16 protein-coding genes are annotated in these 15441 nt (G+C 48.3%); 10 read left to right on the top strand and 6 right to left on the bottom strand.

Features of this window, described 5'->3' with window-relative positions:
* Nucleotides 1-44 precede the first annotated feature (44 nt).
* Nucleotides 45-1211 carry an MFS transporter gene (locus AC5W14_RS13805; RefSeq protein WP_496194780.1) on the top strand — a complete coding sequence of 389 codons (1167 nt, stop codon included), beginning with the start codon at nucleotides 45-47 and terminating at the stop codon, nucleotides 1209-1211.
* Here AC5W14_RS13805 and AC5W14_RS13810 read toward each other — a convergent pair.
* Nucleotides 1149-1427 carry a diguanylate cyclase domain-containing protein gene (locus AC5W14_RS13810; protein WP_496194846.1) on the bottom strand — a complete coding sequence of 93 codons (279 nt, stop codon included), beginning with the start codon at nucleotides 1425-1427 and terminating at the stop codon, nucleotides 1149-1151. The two genes, AC5W14_RS13805 and AC5W14_RS13810, sit on opposite strands and share 63 nt — an antisense overlap.
* A gap of 68 nt (nucleotides 1428-1495) precedes the next feature.
* On the opposite strand from AC5W14_RS13810, the gene AC5W14_RS13815 reads away from it, so the two are divergent.
* The 6 genes from AC5W14_RS13815 to AC5W14_RS13840 all read left to right on the top strand — a co-directional run bounded on the left by AC5W14_RS13815 (nucleotide 1496) and on the right by AC5W14_RS13840 (nucleotide 6461).
* Nucleotides 1496-2827: an HD domain-containing protein gene (locus AC5W14_RS13815; protein WP_496194781.1), complete on the top strand. Its 1332-nt coding sequence runs from the start codon at nucleotides 1496-1498 to the stop codon at nucleotides 2825-2827.
* Nucleotides 2828-2893: 66 nt separating this feature from the next.
* A complete protein-coding gene (locus AC5W14_RS13820; protein ID WP_496058081.1) occupies nucleotides 2894-3409 on the top strand; it encodes a YwgA family protein in 516 nt (171 codons plus the stop codon).
* A 27-nt stretch (nucleotides 3410-3436) separates the two neighbouring features.
* Nucleotides 3437-3991, top strand: coding sequence for a YwhD family protein (locus AC5W14_RS13825; protein ID WP_496058080.1), 555 nt, complete (start codon nucleotides 3437-3439; stop codon nucleotides 3989-3991).
* 93 nt (nucleotides 3992-4084) lie between these two features.
* On the top strand, nucleotides 4085-4921 hold the full coding sequence (gene speE / locus AC5W14_RS13830) for a polyamine aminopropyltransferase (protein ID WP_496058079.1): 837 nt from the start codon (nucleotides 4085-4087) through the stop codon (nucleotides 4919-4921).
* Nucleotides 4922-4932: 11 nt separating this feature from the next.
* On the top strand, nucleotides 4933-5811 hold the full coding sequence (speB, locus tag AC5W14_RS13835; protein ID WP_496194782.1) for an agmatinase: 879 nt from the start codon (nucleotides 4933-4935) through the stop codon (nucleotides 5809-5811).
* A gap of 65 nt (nucleotides 5812-5876) precedes the next feature.
* Nucleotides 5877-6461, top strand: a complete 585-nt coding sequence (locus AC5W14_RS13840) for a hypothetical protein (protein ID WP_496058077.1) — start codon at nucleotides 5877-5879, stop codon at nucleotides 6459-6461.
* Here AC5W14_RS13840 and eutB read toward each other — a convergent pair whose 3' ends face one another.
* Together eutB and AC5W14_RS13850 are read right to left on the bottom strand one after the other, a co-directional pair.
* Nucleotides 6462-7421, bottom strand: coding sequence for a hydroxyectoine utilization dehydratase EutB (eutB, locus tag AC5W14_RS13845; protein ID WP_496194783.1), 960 nt, complete (start codon nucleotides 7419-7421; stop codon nucleotides 6462-6464).
* A gap of 107 nt (nucleotides 7422-7528) precedes the next feature.
* The gene (locus AC5W14_RS13850; RefSeq protein ID WP_496194784.1) at nucleotides 7529-7873 is read right to left on the bottom strand and encodes a YolD-like family protein; all 345 of its coding nucleotides are present in this window, start codon (nucleotides 7871-7873) and stop codon (nucleotides 7529-7531) included.
* Nucleotides 7874-7997: 124 nt separating this feature from the next.
* On the opposite strand from AC5W14_RS13850, the gene AC5W14_RS13855 reads away from it, so the two are divergent.
* Nucleotides 7998-8858 (top strand): VOC family protein, encoded by an 861-nt coding sequence (locus AC5W14_RS13855; protein WP_496194785.1) that lies wholly within the window; start codon nucleotides 7998-8000, stop codon nucleotides 8856-8858.
* A gap of 143 nt (nucleotides 8859-9001) precedes the next feature.
* Nucleotides 9002-10348, top strand: coding sequence for a 3-phosphoshikimate 1-carboxyvinyltransferase (gene aroA / locus AC5W14_RS13860; protein ID WP_496194786.1), 1347 nt, complete (start codon nucleotides 9002-9004; stop codon nucleotides 10346-10348).
* Here aroA and AC5W14_RS13865 read toward each other — a convergent pair.
* A complete protein-coding gene (locus AC5W14_RS13865; RefSeq protein WP_496194787.1) occupies nucleotides 10345-11433 on the bottom strand; it encodes a nitric oxide synthase oxygenase in 1089 nt (362 codons plus the stop codon). The two genes, aroA and AC5W14_RS13865, sit on opposite strands and share 4 nt — an antisense overlap.
* A gap of 99 nt (nucleotides 11434-11532) precedes the next feature.
* On the opposite strand from AC5W14_RS13865, the gene AC5W14_RS13870 reads away from it, so the two are divergent.
* Complete coding sequence (locus AC5W14_RS13870) at nucleotides 11533-11694, top strand: hypothetical protein (protein ID WP_496058071.1); 162 nt, start codon at nucleotides 11533-11535, stop codon at nucleotides 11692-11694.
* Between the two features lie 56 nt (nucleotides 11695-11750).
* Here AC5W14_RS13870 and AC5W14_RS13875 read toward each other — a convergent pair whose 3' ends face one another.
* Both AC5W14_RS13875 and AC5W14_RS13880 read right to left on the bottom strand, forming a co-directional pair.
* Nucleotides 11751-13103 (bottom strand): alkaline phosphatase, encoded by a 1353-nt coding sequence (locus AC5W14_RS13875; RefSeq protein ID WP_496058070.1) that lies wholly within the window; start codon nucleotides 13101-13103, stop codon nucleotides 11751-11753.
* A 351-nt stretch (nucleotides 13104-13454) separates the two neighbouring features.
* Nucleotides 13455-15386, bottom strand: a complete 1932-nt coding sequence (locus tag AC5W14_RS13880; protein ID WP_496058069.1) for a fructose-specific PTS transporter subunit EIIC — start codon at nucleotides 15384-15386, stop codon at nucleotides 13455-13457.
* Nucleotides 15387-15441 lie beyond the last annotated feature (55 nt).

Genomic DNA, 15441 nt, shown 5'->3' on the forward strand with positions numbered 1-15441 from the left:
ACAGAAGGTCCGATGGTCGTTTTGTTGAAGAAAGCAGGGATACAGTGGGATTAAAGCTTGCTATATTGTCGATATCACTCATTACCGTAATGGCTGGAGCAGCAGTGGCTCCAGCTCTTGGTTCGATTTCGGAGGCTTTTCCAGATGCGGATGCGACCACTATTAAATTAATCACCACGCTTCATGCTTTTTTTATTATTCCTTTTTTGTTTGTTACCAGTTTTCTGGCGAAAAAATATGCGAAAAAAACGCTTCTTATTATTGGTCTATCTCTTTACCTGGTCGCTGGCACGGCTGGAGGGTTTGCAGACAGCATCGGCTGGCTGTTAGCTACAAGAGCCCTTCTCGGTGTATCTGTCGGTTTGGTTATGCCGCTTTCCACTTCCCTGGTTTCCGATTTTTTTACAGGAGAGGAACGGACTAAGATGATGGGAAGGGTCGGTTCTTCGATCAATCTCGGGGGCATGGTTTCTACTATTCTGGCCGGGGCGCTTGCTGCAATAAGCTGGCGCTATACGTTTGGTGTCTACGGCCTGGCACTGCTTATTTTATTATTTGTTATTTTGTTTCTTCCTTACGTAAAGCCGGAAAAGCCGACTTTGGAAAAAGGGGAAAGCAAAAAGCCCAAACCTGCACCGATTCCGGCCGCTGTCTACGGGCTGGGTGGATTAATGTTCGGACTTTTTGTCGTATTTTTTTCGATCCCATCCAACATGGCGATTTACCTGCAGGAAAATGAAATTGCCACTGCAGAAATTGCCGGCCTGGTGATTGCATTGGGGACGCTGGGCGGCTTTACGGCCGGTTTTCTTATTACGAAAACCCAGGCCTTTTTAAAAAACCTATTTCTGCCTGTGATGCTTGGTTTTATGGGTACGGGATTTGCGCTGATTGCATTTGCCCCGTCGCTTGCGGCGATTGCTCCGGGCGTTATTATTCTGGGATTTGGGTTCGGCTCGATTCTGCCTACCTTGTTTGACCGGGTCTCCATTATCGCTTCCGGCCGCCAGATGGTACAGGCGATGGCGATTGTACAAAGCTTCTTATATCTCGGTCAGTTCGTATCCCCGCTTGTACTAGACGGCCTCAGCGCCGGCATGGGGGATGGTTCCACTCAATTTGTTTATATAATGCTGGCTGTGTGTTTATTAGGTCTTGGCCTGCTGCTGTTTATCTTCAGCGTGAGCCATCGTATTCTCCGAAAAAGCTGAAAGAGGGCTGTCCGTTGTAAAATCCGGATGGCGCTCTCTTTTATTTTCGTACATTCCTGTATCAGCTGCTTTTAACAGCTCCGCGATGGTGCTGCCGTCTTCAGGATAGCTGCCTATTCCAATGCTTGCCTGAACAGAAATAGTCTCATCGGTTAAAAGGAAAGGCTGATTAAGCTCTTTAAGCAGCCTTTTTTCCGCGGTATCAGGTAGGAATATCGTTTTCGCGGCGGGATTGGTATAATATAAAGAGACGAAATGGCAAAGAAAAGAGGCGGTCCCTTATAATGGTAGAAGGAAATAGACGACTAAAAGAAGAAAAGGTCTTCAAAGACCCGGTTCACCGCTATATTCATATTCGGGATGAGCTTCTCTGGGATTTAATAGGAACGAAAGAGTTTCAGCGGCTGCGCCGGGTGCGGCAGCTGGGTACAACATTTTTAACCTTTCACGGGGCAGAGCATACCCGTTTTAACCATTCGCTTGGCGTATATGAAATCACAAGACGTATTGTAGAAGTCTTTGAAGGCAGGCCTTTCTGGAAAGATGAAGAGCGGCTGCTTACGTTAAGCGCGGCGCTTCTTCATGACGTAGGCCATGGTCCGTTTTCTCATTCGTTCGAAAAGGTTTTTCAAACTGACCATGAATATTGGACCAGGGAAATTGTCATGGGAGATACGGAAGTAAACACCGTATTAAGACGAATGGGCGATGATTTTCCGCAGAAGGTTGCGGAAGTAATTGAAAAAACATATTCCAATAAACTGGTCACCAGTTTGATATCAAGCCAGATTGATGCCGACCGCATGGATTACCTGCAGCGCGATGCGTTTTATACAGGTGTGAGCTACGGCCATTTTGATATGGAGCGTATTCTACGCGTCATGAGGCCGACGGAGGACCAGGCAGTGATTAAGTATTCCGGCATGCACGCTGTCGAAGACTATATTATGAGCCGCTACCAGATGTACTGGCAGGTGTATTTTCATCCGGTCACCAGAAGTGCAGAAGTGATCTTAAGTAAAATTCTACAGCGGGTGAAAGTGCTGTTTGAAGCTGATTATACGTTTTTGTATCCACCGGAACCTTTCACAGGTTTTTTTACCGGTGAGCTTACACTGGCGCAGTATTTGGAGCTGGATGAATCGGTCACAATGTATTACTTCCAGATGTGGCAGAAGGAAGAAGATGTTATCCTGCAGGATCTCTGTCAGCGCTTTATGAACCGGCGGTTGTTTAAATACGTGGAATTTGATCAGCATGTCCATATTAACGACTGGCTGAAACTGCTGGAACTGTTCAAAAAGGCGGACATGGACCCGGACTACTATTTAGTCGTGGATTCCTCCTCGGACCTGCCGTATGATTTCTACCGGCCGGGTGAGGAAGAAGAGCGTATTCCGATTCATCTGCTGATGCCCAATGACAAACTGCGGGAACTTTCGCGGGAGTCGGACGTAGTGGAAGCCATTTCCGGTAAAAAACGGACGGACCACAAGCTGTATTATCCGGAGGAGTGGCTTTATACAGAAGGATTTGAAAAAGAGAAAAAAGAAATACGTTCGATTTTGAAATCATCCAAAGAAGAGACAGCCTTTTCCGGTGAAATAGAGGAATAAAATCCTCTTACATAGCTGCGGGTTTAGACTGTATGATAGAACAAGAACAAAAGGGGGATTTTTTACGTGCTGCCTGATCACGCAAAAGTTATGGCTCTTATTCATGGAGCCGAGGAAGTTATTGGACGGAAAAAACTGCAGAAAATCGTTTATATAAGCAAGAAAGCCAACCTGCCGCTGAGCGAAAAATACACCTTCCGTATGTACGGTCCTTATTCCGAGGAATTGACGCTGCGGGTGGAGGAATTGTGCGATCTCGGGCTGGTCTCGGAAATAAAAGAAGAAAAAGCCGGGTATTATCAGTACCGATATAGGGTAACAGACCAGGGAGAAGACTTTTTAGCTAAATTTCCACAGGAATGGCCGTATAATGAAGCAGAGGAGATTCTTCATTATTTAAATACATGCACTTCAAAATTTCTGGAGCTCGTATCTACAATGCTCTACTTTGACCATTTACCGCCGGCTCAGGTGGAAGAAAAAGTCTCCACGTTAAAGAAAAGCCAGAATTACACGAACGATGATATGGCGAAAGCCTGGGCATGCATTGAACAAATCAAAAATCACCAAGTGCCGCACTAATACTTGGTATAAAAGGAGCGGATAACGTTGGATTTATTTGAAGACTATAAAAAGAAAAACAGCAAGCCGTCCAAAAAAGGCTCTGGATTTAATATATTAAGTGGAGATTCTACAGGCGGACACGGGGGCTATGGGGTTGGAACATTAAGCCTTGATAATATTACGCCCGTGTTTATTGATCCGGAAGAAGCCACCAGCTTTATCGATATGGGAGCCCTTCACGCCCGCTCTGCGGTGGAAAAGCGTATCAAGTTTTTGAAAAATAAAGAAGAGGTACCAAACGGCAAGCTGTACTGGCTCGTCTGGGTGACGACAGATCATAAAGACGGCCGTCCTTATTACGCAGGCGTCGCCGCCTGTGAAATGACAGTGGATACAGAAATCCGCCGTGGCTACAAAAGCCTGCCTGAGCATGTAAATAACATGGACCGGTCGCTGAAGCGCCGCATTATTGTAGACAAAATGGATGATACATCCAAGAAGCTGTTGGCCGAATTCCTGAAAGATTTTGATGAAGACATGTGGCATGCGTCAGAAAAGGAACTGCATGAAGGACTAACACCGTTACACGAAAACGAATAAAGCCACACGCATATGCATCCACCTCCGCAGGAAACTGTGGCAGGGGATGTTTTTTGCCGGTACAGGCTTTAAAATAAGGGAGACACGATAACGATGGGACTTTGGTTTACAGAAAAACAGACAAATCATTTTGGCATAACCTTTGAAATAGAAAAGACCCTGCATACCGAACAAACGGAATTTCAGCAGCTCGATATGGTGCAGACGAAAGAATTCGGCAGAATGCTTCTGCTCGATGATATGGTGATGACAACGGAAAGAGACGAATTTGTATATCATGAAATGATCGTCCACGTGCCGTTATTCACCCATCCGGAACCAAAGCATGTGCTTGTGGTCGGCGGCGGAGACGGGGGAGCGATTCGTGAAATCCTTAAGCACCCAAGCGTGGAAACAGCAACGCTTGTAGAGATTGACGGCAAAGTGATTGAGTATTCCAAGCAGTACCTGCCAAGTATCGCCGGAGCGCTTGACGATCCGCGGGTGGAAGTGAAGGTAGCCGATGGATTTCTGCATATAGCAGAAAGCGAGCAGGCCTACGACATTATTATGGTCGACTCGACCGAACCGGTTGGTCCTGCCGTAAAGCTGTTTGAAAAAGGATTTTATGAAGGCATCTCCCGGGCGCTGAAAGAAGATGGCATTCTGGTCGCTCAGACAGACAACCCCTGGTTTCAACATGACCTTTTAAAAACAGTCTATCGGGATGTGAGCAGTATTTTCCCTGTATCCCGGGTCTATACAGCCAATATTCCTACGTACCCAAGCGGGTTGTGGACGTTTACGATGGGATCAAAAAAACATGATCCGTTGGCTGTGCCGCAGGAGCGTTTCCATGATATAGATACAAAATACTACACGAGGCAGCTTCATCAGGCCTCTTTCGCGCTGCCCCGCTTCGTGCTGGACGGCGAAAATCCGAATGAATAAGGAGAAAAAACATGTTATTTGATGAAGCTTACTCTGGAAAAGTATTTATTGGGAGCCGCACGTCCTACACAGATGCGGATGTTGTATTATTTGGCATGCCGATGGACTGGACGGTCAGCTTCCGTCCGGGGTCCAGATTTGGTCCGGGCCGTATCCGCGAAGCTTCTGTAGGGCTTGAGGAGTACAGTCCTTATTTGGATAAGCATTTGGAAAACGTCCGCTACCACGATGCCGGAGATCTTCTGCTTCCGTTTGGCAATCCCCAGAAAAGCCTGGACATGATTGAAGAAACGATGGATGTGTTCCTTCGGGACAACAAGTTTCCGATCGGCATAGGCGGAGAGCACCTCGTCAGCTGGCCTATAATAAAAGCCATGGCCCGGAAATACGAGGACCTGGCGATTATTCATATTGATGCTCATACGGACCTTCGTACCGACTACGAAGGAGAAGTATTGTCCCACTCTACGCCTATGCGTAAAGCGTGCGAGTGGATCGGCCCGGAGAATGTGTTTTCATTTGGCGTACGTTCAGGGGAAAAAGAAGAGTTTTTATATGCGCGTACCTCCGGCATGAATTTTCATCCTTTTGAAGTAAACGAGCCACTGCAGCGTATTCTTCCGGAGCTGCACCAGCGTCCGGTTTATGTGACGATTGATATTGATGTATTGGATCCCGCGTATGCGCCCGGAACCGGAACCGCAGAGGCCGGGGGCATCACTTCGAAAGAGCTTCTGCAGGCCATTCATTCGATCAGCCACTCTAGTGCGTTTATTGTAGGGGCGGATCTGGTTGAAGTGGCGCCGGTCTATGATCACGCGGAAAAAACGGCGATTGCCGCATCAAAATTTATCCGGGAAATGCTTCTCGGGTTTCCTAAAGCCAGATAAGTTGAGCTCTGCTTCTTTTCTCTCTACAATAAAGACAGATAGAAACAGGTGAAGGGTGAGGTGCTATGGTAATTCATCGCTCATGGTCATGCAAATGGAACGAATTAACGTGTCAGCGCCTGGTCCGTTGGGAAGCTTTGGAAAAAGACCACAAAGGGTTTCACACGTTTGAGCAGCGCCTGCCTTTTTTTCAGGAAGCCCGCAGGCAGAAATTCTACATTCATGAAACCGTCCGCCACATTGAACACCGGGCCTCTCACCTGGCAAGAGAGGGAGAAAAAACAAAAGAGCTGCTGCGGCGCCAGAAAACGTGGCACCGCCATGCAGCGGACAGACTGTTTACTATAGATTACGATTTACTGCTTTATAAGCGTCTTTATGAAGGAGATCTTCCGTATGTCCTCATGTCGCCCCGGCAGATGGAGGCCTGGATCCGGAAGGAAAAGGAGTACAACCTGCAGCTCGTACATCTGATCGAAAGCGGGGGCGGCCCGCTGCAGAGCCTTTATTTTCTGGAGCAGGTGCTAAAGCCGAAGCTGTTTAAAAAATGGTTGAAGTCCTATGAGCTTCCGCTGAAAAAGAAAGCAGACAAACTGGACCTGCTTTCGGTGATTCCTTATGGGTTTGCCGATAAAAGAGACAGCCGGTAGCTATAAATAAGGTGTAACGGTCTCATAATGCACCGCCGGATCAATACTGTTTCCGGTAATAACAACGACTGTCGGACCGTCCGGCTGGATAATTTGTTCAAGCAGCGCCGAGACACCTACTGCAGCACCGCCTTCTACAATCAGGCGGTGCTTTTTGTATAGAAAGGCCATGGCTCGTGCAATGGCTTCTTCTGAAACTGCACAGCGTATGTCAGTGTAGCGCTCGATCATTGCCATCGTGTACTGGTTATCAAGACCGATGCCTCCAAGGAGGCTGTCTGCCAGCGTTGGCGTTTCCTCTACTTCAACAGGGTGTCCCGCTCTCAGGCTTTCCTGCATAGCGGCTCCCCGGCGGATGGTGGCGCCGTGCACCTGGATGGAAGGGTCGGTCATTTTCATCGCCAGTCCAAGGCCTGACAACAAACCGCCTCCAGAGAGCCCGGCAATCACTGCAGAAATATCCGGCAGTTCCTCCAGCAGCTCGAGGCCGATGGTGCCCTGGCCTGCAATGATCGATGGATGGTCAAACGGAGGAATTAAGGTAAGGCCTTCTGTCTGCACAAGCCCGGCACTGATTCTTCCGGCTGCGTCTTGGCTTTTTCCTTCTATCCGAAGTTCTGCCCCGCTCTGCTGCAGGGCTTCTATTTTGGCACGGGTTACGGTTTCCGCCACACAGATTACAGCGCGGATGCCGTGTGCGGAAGCGGCCCGTGCGACAGCAAAGCCGTGATTGCCGGTGGAAAAGGTGACAACGCCTTTTTCTTTCTGGGCGTTCGTTAAAGAGGCAATCATATGCGTCGCGCCCCGGAGCTTGAAAGAACCGGAAGGCTGAAGCTGTTCCAGTTTTAAATAAACGGGAACCCCGGTAAGGGTGCTTAGTTCAGCCGAATGCATTAAAGGCGTGGGAGGGAGCTCTTTTTTTATAACAGCACGGGCTTTCCAAATGTCGCGAAGATTCATCGTACATCATCCTTTCTTCACAGGCGCCCCCGTTGGTCGGTGAGCGGTCTTTATTCTGTATGAAGCGTATTTTTTTCATCGTAGCATACAGCGGGTACAGCGAATATTCATTTTTCTGTGATATCAACAAGAACATCAAAAGAAATATAGATAAAGTCCTCGTCGTTTATTAAATGCAGAAGCTGCCGGGCGGGAAGAATAGACTGGCAGCGGCCGGAAAACGTGTGGTAGTCCCCATCCTCCCAATAGGAAAAGCAGTACTCCTGCGGGCTGCCGGTAATTTGTTCGAGCGTCCAGAGCAGTTCCTGCATGCGTTGTTCATCGAGTAACGGTTTTGGCCGGCGTCTGCCGGAAGCACGGCGTTTATTCCAGGCCTCCCGATGTTCCGGAAGAATCATCCTGGACGATTCCCAGCGCATGTTGGACCCGGGCGTCAGCTTGTTTTCTGTCATACGAATCATCTCCTTCTTTCTTTTTATCATATATAAGAACATGTGTTCTAGTAAAGGGTTATTTTTGACTTACGAAAAGTAATGAAGTAGATTTAAAGTATTATAAGAAAAAAAGGAGCCGATTATGTCCTATCGCATACATGAAAAAACGAAAATAGGTCATGTGGAATTGCTGATTTCCAATTTGGAAGCGTCTTTGGAATTTTACCTGGAGGTATTGGGGTTTGAAGTGAAAAACAGGGAAGGAGCTCGTGCAGCATTAGGGCCTCGTGGAGAAGATAACACTCTTTTGATTCTGGAAGAAAAGCCGGAAGTGCGGCCGAAACAAAAGACGAGCGGTCTCTATCATTTTGCGGTGTTAGTGCCGGATCGGGTGAGTCTCGGTTTATCCCTTAGCCGCCTGCTGGAGAAAAACTATCCGCTGCAGGGAGCGTCCGACCACCAGTTCAGCGAAGCGGTATACCTGGCAGATCCGGATGGCAACGGCATTGAAGTGTACCGCGACCGCCCGGAGCAGGAATGGAAAAGAAATGCGCACGGAGAGATTGCGCTTCAAACGCTTCCAATGGACGCAGACAGCGTGCTGCAGGAAGCAGCCGGCCGACAGTGGAATGGCCTTCCCGCCGGTACCGTAATCGGGCACATGCATCTTCATATCTCTGATTTCGAAAAGTCCGCTCATTTTTATACCGACGTGCTCGGCTTTAATACGATGATTTCCATTCCGGGAAGCGCTTTGTTTGTTTCCGCTGGAGGATATCACCACCATATCGCCGTCAATCTCTGGGCCGGCAGCAATGCCCCGGCGCCTGCAGAAGATGCCGTTGGCCTGATATATTACTCGATCGTTCTTCCTAATGAAGAAGAAAAGCAAAAAGCAGCTGCCCGCCTCATCGAAGCGGGCACCCCTGTAAAGGAAGAAGGAAGCATCATCTGTTTTCAGGATCCTTCCGGCATCTGGGCGAAGCTCGTTGCTGCTGTATAAGCTGTAAAAAAGCAGATGTCCCCGGGGACATCTGCTTTTAAACGTCTGCCTCCTTCCTGCAGGCTTTGATTTTATGGCATAATAGGGAGACGAATAGATAACAAAATCAAACCACGACTACGATAAAAGGATGGATAGATACTATGAGTACACCGGATTTGAAAGCACGATCGCCCTGGTCGGCGTTAAATGATGTAGACAATGTAACGATACATCCGCTGAATGGCAAAAAAGTATCGGTGGATATGACGGTGCCGGGGAGCAAAAGCTTTACGAACCGGGCGCTTATTTTAGCGGCCCTTGCAGAAGGGACCTCTACTCTTTCCGGCCTGCTGAAAAGTGACGATTCCTACTGGTGCCTGGATGCCCTGGAAAAGCTTGGTGTGCCGTCGCGGGTCACCGGAGACAAGGTGGAAATAGACGGATGCGGAGGCAGCTGGCCGGTTAAGGAAGCGGATCTCTACATTGGTGCAGCAGGAACGATTGCACGGTTTCTGCCCGGAGCGGTTGCAGCAGCCAGCGGAGGGAGCTACCGGATCGAAGCGAGCAGACGAATGAGCGAACGGCCGGTAAAGCCTTTAATGGAGGCGCTTGAACAGCTGGGGGCGCAGATCGAATACGAAGACAAAAAAGGATTTTATCCGCTTGTCATAAAGCCATCGGGGCTGAACGGCGGAGAGGTAAGCATTTCCGGCGCCGTCTCGAGCCAGTTTATCAGCGGGCTGCTTATTTCCGGCGCGAATCAGCAGCAGGATCTGACGGTAACCATACCAGATCATATTGTGCAGCACGCCTACGTAAAAATTACGCTTGATCTTATGAAAGAATTTGGAGTAACGTCCGTGTACAACGAAGAATTAACAAAAATGACCGTGCCGGCTTCTGGATATAAAGCCAGAGAGATGGCTTTGGAAGCAGACGCTTCGACAGCAAGCTACTTTATGGCACTGGCTGCTATTTCCGGCGGCAGGGTTCGTATTAATAATCTGCCGACCCAAACAAATCAGCCGGATATCGGCATGGTGGATTTGTATGAAAAAATGGGATGCACCGTAGAAAAAGGAGCATCCTATGTAGAAATTCAGGGCCCGGAACAGCTCAAGGGCGGTCTGGATATCAGCATGAAAGAAATGTCGGACCAGACACTGACACTGGCTGCCATTGCACCATTTGCAGATGGACCGGTGACGCTTCGGGACGTGGAGCACATCCGTCACCACGAATCGGACCGGATTCATGCGATCTGTACAGAGCTTGGAAAGCTGGGCATCAAAACAGATGAATTCGCAGATGGTCTGACGGTGTATCCCGGTACGCCGAAAGGTACTTCTTTATTGTCTTATGACGATCACAGAGTAGCGATGGCATTGTCTCTTGTTGGAGCAAAAGTGCCGGATGTCACCATTGCCGATCCGGGCTGCGTATCAAAAACGTGCCCATCTTATTTTGAACTGCTGAAAGCAGCAGGCGTAGACGTAACCTACAGCTAGTAGAGCCGGTCCTGATAGAAATAGTTCGGCTTATTAATATGATTATTGTATTCTTTATGAAAAATAGAGGTGGTGGCAGGTGATACCGGCGGAATCAGCCACGTCCAGTCGCCGGTGACTTCTCTGCCGGCCTGGGCTTCTTTTTTTTCGAACCGTTCGAATTGAGAGGCTGCCGTATGGTGATCGACCATGCTGACTCCCTGCTTTTTAAAGGAATACAGCACGGCCCGGTTTAATTCAACGAGCGCCCGGTCTTTCCACAGGCTGGAGGCAAAGGAAGTATCAAGGCCCGCAATCTCCGCCATTTCCGGCAGCAGGTTATAGCGGCTGGTATCGGCGAGGTTTCTGGCACCAATTTCTGTTCCCATGTACCAGCCGTTAAATGGAGCAGCCTGGTACATAATGCCGCCTATCTCAAGCTTCATGTCCGAAACAATCGGTATGGCGTACCATTTGTATTGTTTCTCAGCAAACGCTTCGTATTCCGGGTGCTCCAGCGGCACTTCAAGAATAAAGGAGGAGGGGATGGAGAACCATTCCGGTTCCTTCTCTCCAAAGCTTATTAAAATAGGAAGAATATCAAAATCTGTTTTAGGCCCCTGCCAGCCGAGTTCCAGGCATTTATTCGTAAAATCAATTGAGTCCGGATCGCCGATAATTCTCTTTTCCGTTTGATAACCCGCATAACGGATCAGCTGATAATTCCAAATCCGTATTGATGGCCGGTCGGAAGAGGCAGGGGCAAATAAAGAAATCACCGGCAGAATTCTGCCTTTATTCGTAGCGTAGTGAATATGACGGAACAAAGACTGAGCGACCTCTTCTTCTGTGCTGTCTGTCCGGCAGTCGAGCACGTGAAGCGATTCCCAGAAGAAACGGCCGATGCAGCGGTTGCTGTTACGCCAGGCAAGCTTTGCTCCGATTCGTAGTTCTTCCAATGTGTGGGTGTAGTGGCCGGTGTCGGCAATTTCTTTTTCAATCTGTTTCCAGCGGGCATCACGCATGCTGCTGTTTTTTCCGGATTCCATATAAGCTATATCAATAAACGTCTTTGCTTCTTCTGCCAGCTGCTTCTTATCCTGCATAGGGACACCTCATTGCGTAGTTTGAATATATACAGTATAAGACAGAAGAGGACCGGATTCTAATATTGGAAACCGGACCAGTGAAGAGAGGAGAACGCTATGCTGTTTTTAGCCGTTTTTTTAACTTTGTTTTTACTGCTGCTGATGGGACTCGGTACAGCCAAACTGCTGTTGTTCCGGGAAAAGCCTTTTTCTCTCGGCCACTGGCTCAGCTTTTCGGCAGGAGCATCGCTGGCTTTAAGTGTTCTTATTACGATGTAAAAACCCCGCATCTGCCTCTAAAAAAGGCGAATGCGGGGTTTTTGGCTGTATCTGAATTATTGACCGATAAGCTCGCTCATTTTCTCAGGGAGCTCTGTATTGTCCATTAACCCGGTAAATTCTTCAGATCCGGCACCGTATGCGTATACTGGCACATCAGTTCCGGTATGCTGGGAAGTCGTCCAGCCGACATAAGAATATTCGCTCACAATAGAGTTGATTTCAAGCGCACGTGCTTCTTCATCGCCGGCGTTTTGAATGCGTTCTGCTTCTTCGTCGGTAATATCAATACCGGCAAACGTAGAAACGACGTCAGCTGCATTGGAAGCATCCTCATTAAGCTCTGCTGCCATTTTATCTCCTGTAGCAGTCACGTCACGAAGGACATCCGGCTTAGACATGTATTCATCATAGCCGCCAACGCTCATGCCGCCTGTTTCGTGATCACCGGCTACAACTACCAGTGTGTTGCCTTCTTCTTCAGCGTAATCTACAGCTTCCTGCACGGCCATTTCAAACGCTTCCGTGTCAGTCATCGCCCAGGCAGCATCGTGTGCATGGCCGGCCCAGTCAATCTGGCTGCCTTCCACCATTAGGAAAAATCCATCTTCATCCTGCTCCAGTGACTGGATCGAGGATGTGGTCATTTCAGAAAGGCTTGGCTGATCTTCCGGACGGTCTAGCTCCGGGGATAATGCTTCATCATGAAAGAGGCCGAGAATTTTTTCCTCTTCAGAGGCTTGGATCTCATCCAGGCTTTCGGTATACGTAAATCCATCTGCCTGTGCTTGCTCTATAAGATTTTCCTGCTCCTGCTCGCCGCCTTCTGATTCAGGCAAGAACATATTGCGGCCGCCGCCCATCAGGACGTCTACATTTTCAAGCAGCTGTGGGGCAATAGCGGCTTCATTGTTGCGGTCTTCTACACTTGCACCAAAGACAGCCGGAGTAGCATGTGTAATTGTGGACGTTGCGACAAGACCGGTGGATTTACCGGCGTTTCCTGATTTCTCAAGAATACTGTCCGGAGAGTCGCCTTCCGGTGTCATGCCGATCATGCCGTTTTCCGTTTTGACTCCGCGGGCCATTGCCGTACCGGCTGCAGCAGAATCGGTTACAAGGTTATCTGCTGAATCTGTTTTCATCATGCCGGTAAGAAATTCATCCCACACCGGTGTTTCTTCACCTTTATAATTACGGTAATTTGTAGCGTACGCAGCGTCAAAACCATCCGGGATCATGTAAATGATGTTTTCTACTTCTTCCTGTTTTTCTTTCTGGGAATGTTCCGGGGCTTTTCCATTGTCATCAGGGATGCTGGCATAGGCTCCTGTTCCGGAGGAAAGAATAATCGACGTTCCAAGTCCAAGTGCGGCAACGCTTTTAAGTCTGTTGGGAATAGATTTCATGTTTTACTGACCCCTTTTCTGATTATGTTTTACACTTTTAACTATAAAGAATAGTTGTTAAGGAAGTATAAAGCTGATTTAAAGACAGACAGAAGGGGAGGGGACTATTCTACTTTAAGTGCTTATAGCATGTAAAAAAGTTATTTTTATAAGAATTTCTACATAAATATGCGGCATTATGAAGGAGAAACCATATAAAGGACTCTATTTATTGGAAAATTGCGAAAGATAAAACAGGTACTTTTGACGTGCTGGCAATGTAAAAATTGTTAATTCCAGGTAAAGAAAATATCATTTATATTATGCGAATATAGAAAAAAAGCATGCCCCGGCCGGGCATGCTTTCCAACTTTATATTTCATCAAGCAGCTGATAAATCTGCTGCTTGTTTTCCGCCTGAATTAATTGTTCCCGGAAATCTTCGTCCATCAGCTTTCTGGAAAGCATCTGCAGAATGCGTAAATGATCGTCGCCGGCCCGTTCCTGCGGTACCGCAATCATAAATATCAATTTCGCCTGCGTACCGTCCAGGCTGTTCCAATCAACCCCCTGCCGGTGAATGCCGAAAGCGACCGCCGGCTTTGTCACGACATCGGCTTTACCGTGAGGAATCGCCACATTCATGCCAAGGCCTGTAGACCCCTGAGCTTCCCGCTCCAGAATGACCTGCTTAAATGCGCTGTTGTTGGTTAGTACATTGCTGCCGGAAAGCGTCCGGATCATTTCATCCATCACATCTTCCCGGGAATCTGCGGTCAAGTTGGGAATAATCAGATCTTTGGAAACAAGATCCGTCAGCTTATTAAATGTTGTTTCCTGTTCGTCGGTAGCCTGACGGGCAGAAGCAGCTTCGCTTTGTACAAGAGGCTCTTCTGCGCCGCCAGCCGGAACCGCCGCCGCGGTCACATCACGTTTAATTAGATTGACAATAAAGGCGGTAATAAGGGAACCAACCAGAATGGCGATAAAAAACATCGTTACATTCGTTACAGCTCCGAGAACACCGACGATCGGCCCGCCGTGGGCCACCTGATCGCCGACGCCGCTCTGCATGGCAATGACTGCAGCTGCCATCGAGCCGATCATGATGCTTGGAATAACGCGCAGCGGATCTTTGGCAGCAAAAGGAATAGCGCCTTCTGTGATGCCGAAAAGTCCCATCGTAAAGGAAGCTTTTCCTGCTTCAATCTCCGGCTGTTCGAATTTCTTCTTGTTCATAAAGGTCGCAATACCAAGGCCGATAGGAGGGACAGCGATGGCCGCAGCAACGGCTCCCATAATAGCGAAGTTGCCCTCGGTAATCATTGCGGCACCGAATAGAAAAGCTACTTTATTTACAGGGCCTCCCATATCAAAGGAGATCATCGCCCCTAAAATCAAGGCAAGCAGCACGGTGCTCGTTCCTTCCATACCTGCAAGCCAAGTAGTCAGGCTCTCAAAAATAGCGGCTACTGGTGCGCCGATCAAAAAGGAAAAAGAAAGACCGACGATAAGAGATGCTAATACTGGAATAATAATAATAGGCATAATAGGCTGCAAGGCCCGTGGGACTTTCCATTTTTTAATCCATAATGCTACGTAACCGGCCAGAAAACCGGCGATAATTCCGCCGATAAACCCGGCAGCGGCTTCACTGCCGTAAAAGCTGCCGTTTGCCGCAATGTAGCCGCCGATCATCCCCGGCGCAAGGCCCGGACGGTCAGCTATGCTCATTGCGATAAAGCCGGCGAGAATAGGGATCATGAATGCAAACGAACCGGCACCAATTGCTTCAATAGTGCTCCAGATTGAATCCTCTGGAATGATTAAGCCTTCCGCTGACGGTACTCCTCCAAGAGATAAGGAAATCGCAATCAACAGTCCACCGACTACAATGAAAGGAATCATAAAGGAAACGCCGTTCATCAGATGCCTGTAAATAGGGTTTTCTTTTTTCTTCGTTTCATCCTGCCGTTCTACAGATCCGGAAAGCATTTCCCCTTTTCCATCCAATATGTTTTGAATGAGCTGCTCCGGCTTATGGATGCCGTCCTGAACGCCCGTCTCTACAATTTGTTTTCCATGAAATCTGGATTTGTCGACATTTTTATCGGCTGCAAATATAACGCCTTCTGCATCCCTTATGTCTTCGTCTGTCAGGATATTTTCCGCTCCGACTGACCCCTGGGTTTCTACTTTGATCTCCACTCCGAGCTGAGCGGCGGCCTTTTGTAAGTTCTCAGCTGCCATGTACGTATGGGCGATCCCTACAGGGCATGCAGTAATAGCGACAATTTTTTTCATGCTGCCTCATCCTTTCCTCTTTTCTTTCTATATTCAGTATAGACAAAAAAGAAAG

Source organism: Sinobaca sp. TMA16-18 (assembly GCF_059510535.1).

Coding starts and splice junctions, on each gene's coding strand:
- AC5W14_RS13815 (WP_496194781.1), top strand. CDS start 1,496: ATGGTAGAAGGAAATAGACGACTAAAAGAAGAAAAGGTCTTCAAAGAC.
- speE (WP_496058079.1), top strand. CDS start 4,085: ATGGGACTTTGGTTTACAGAAAAACAGACAAATCATTTTGGCATAACC.
- speB (WP_496194782.1), top strand. CDS start 4,933: ATGTTATTTGATGAAGCTTACTCTGGAAAAGTATTTATTGGGAGCCGC.
- AC5W14_RS13840 (WP_496058077.1), top strand. CDS start 5,877: ATGGTAATTCATCGCTCATGGTCATGCAAATGGAACGAATTAACGTGT.
- eutB (WP_496194783.1), bottom strand. CDS start 7,421: ATGAATCTTCGCGACATTTGGAAAGCCCGTGCTGTTATAAAAAAAGAG.
- AC5W14_RS13850 (WP_496194784.1), bottom strand. CDS start 7,873: ATGACAGAAAACAAGCTGACGCCCGGGTCCAACATGCGCTGGGAATCG.
- AC5W14_RS13855 (WP_496194785.1), top strand. CDS start 7,998: ATGTCCTATCGCATACATGAAAAAACGAAAATAGGTCATGTGGAATTG.
- aroA (WP_496194786.1), top strand. CDS start 9,002: ATGAGTACACCGGATTTGAAAGCACGATCGCCCTGGTCGGCGTTAAAT.
- AC5W14_RS13865 (WP_496194787.1), bottom strand. CDS start 11,433: ATGCAGGATAAGAAGCAGCTGGCAGAAGAAGCAAAGACGTTTATTGAT.
- AC5W14_RS13870 (WP_496058071.1), top strand. CDS start 11,533: ATGCTGTTTTTAGCCGTTTTTTTAACTTTGTTTTTACTGCTGCTGATG.
- AC5W14_RS13875 (WP_496058070.1), bottom strand. CDS start 13,103: ATGAAATCTATTCCCAACAGACTTAAAAGCGTTGCCGCACTTGGACTT.
- AC5W14_RS13880 (WP_496058069.1), bottom strand. CDS start 15,386: ATGAAAAAAATTGTCGCTATTACTGCATGCCCTGTAGGGATCGCCCAT.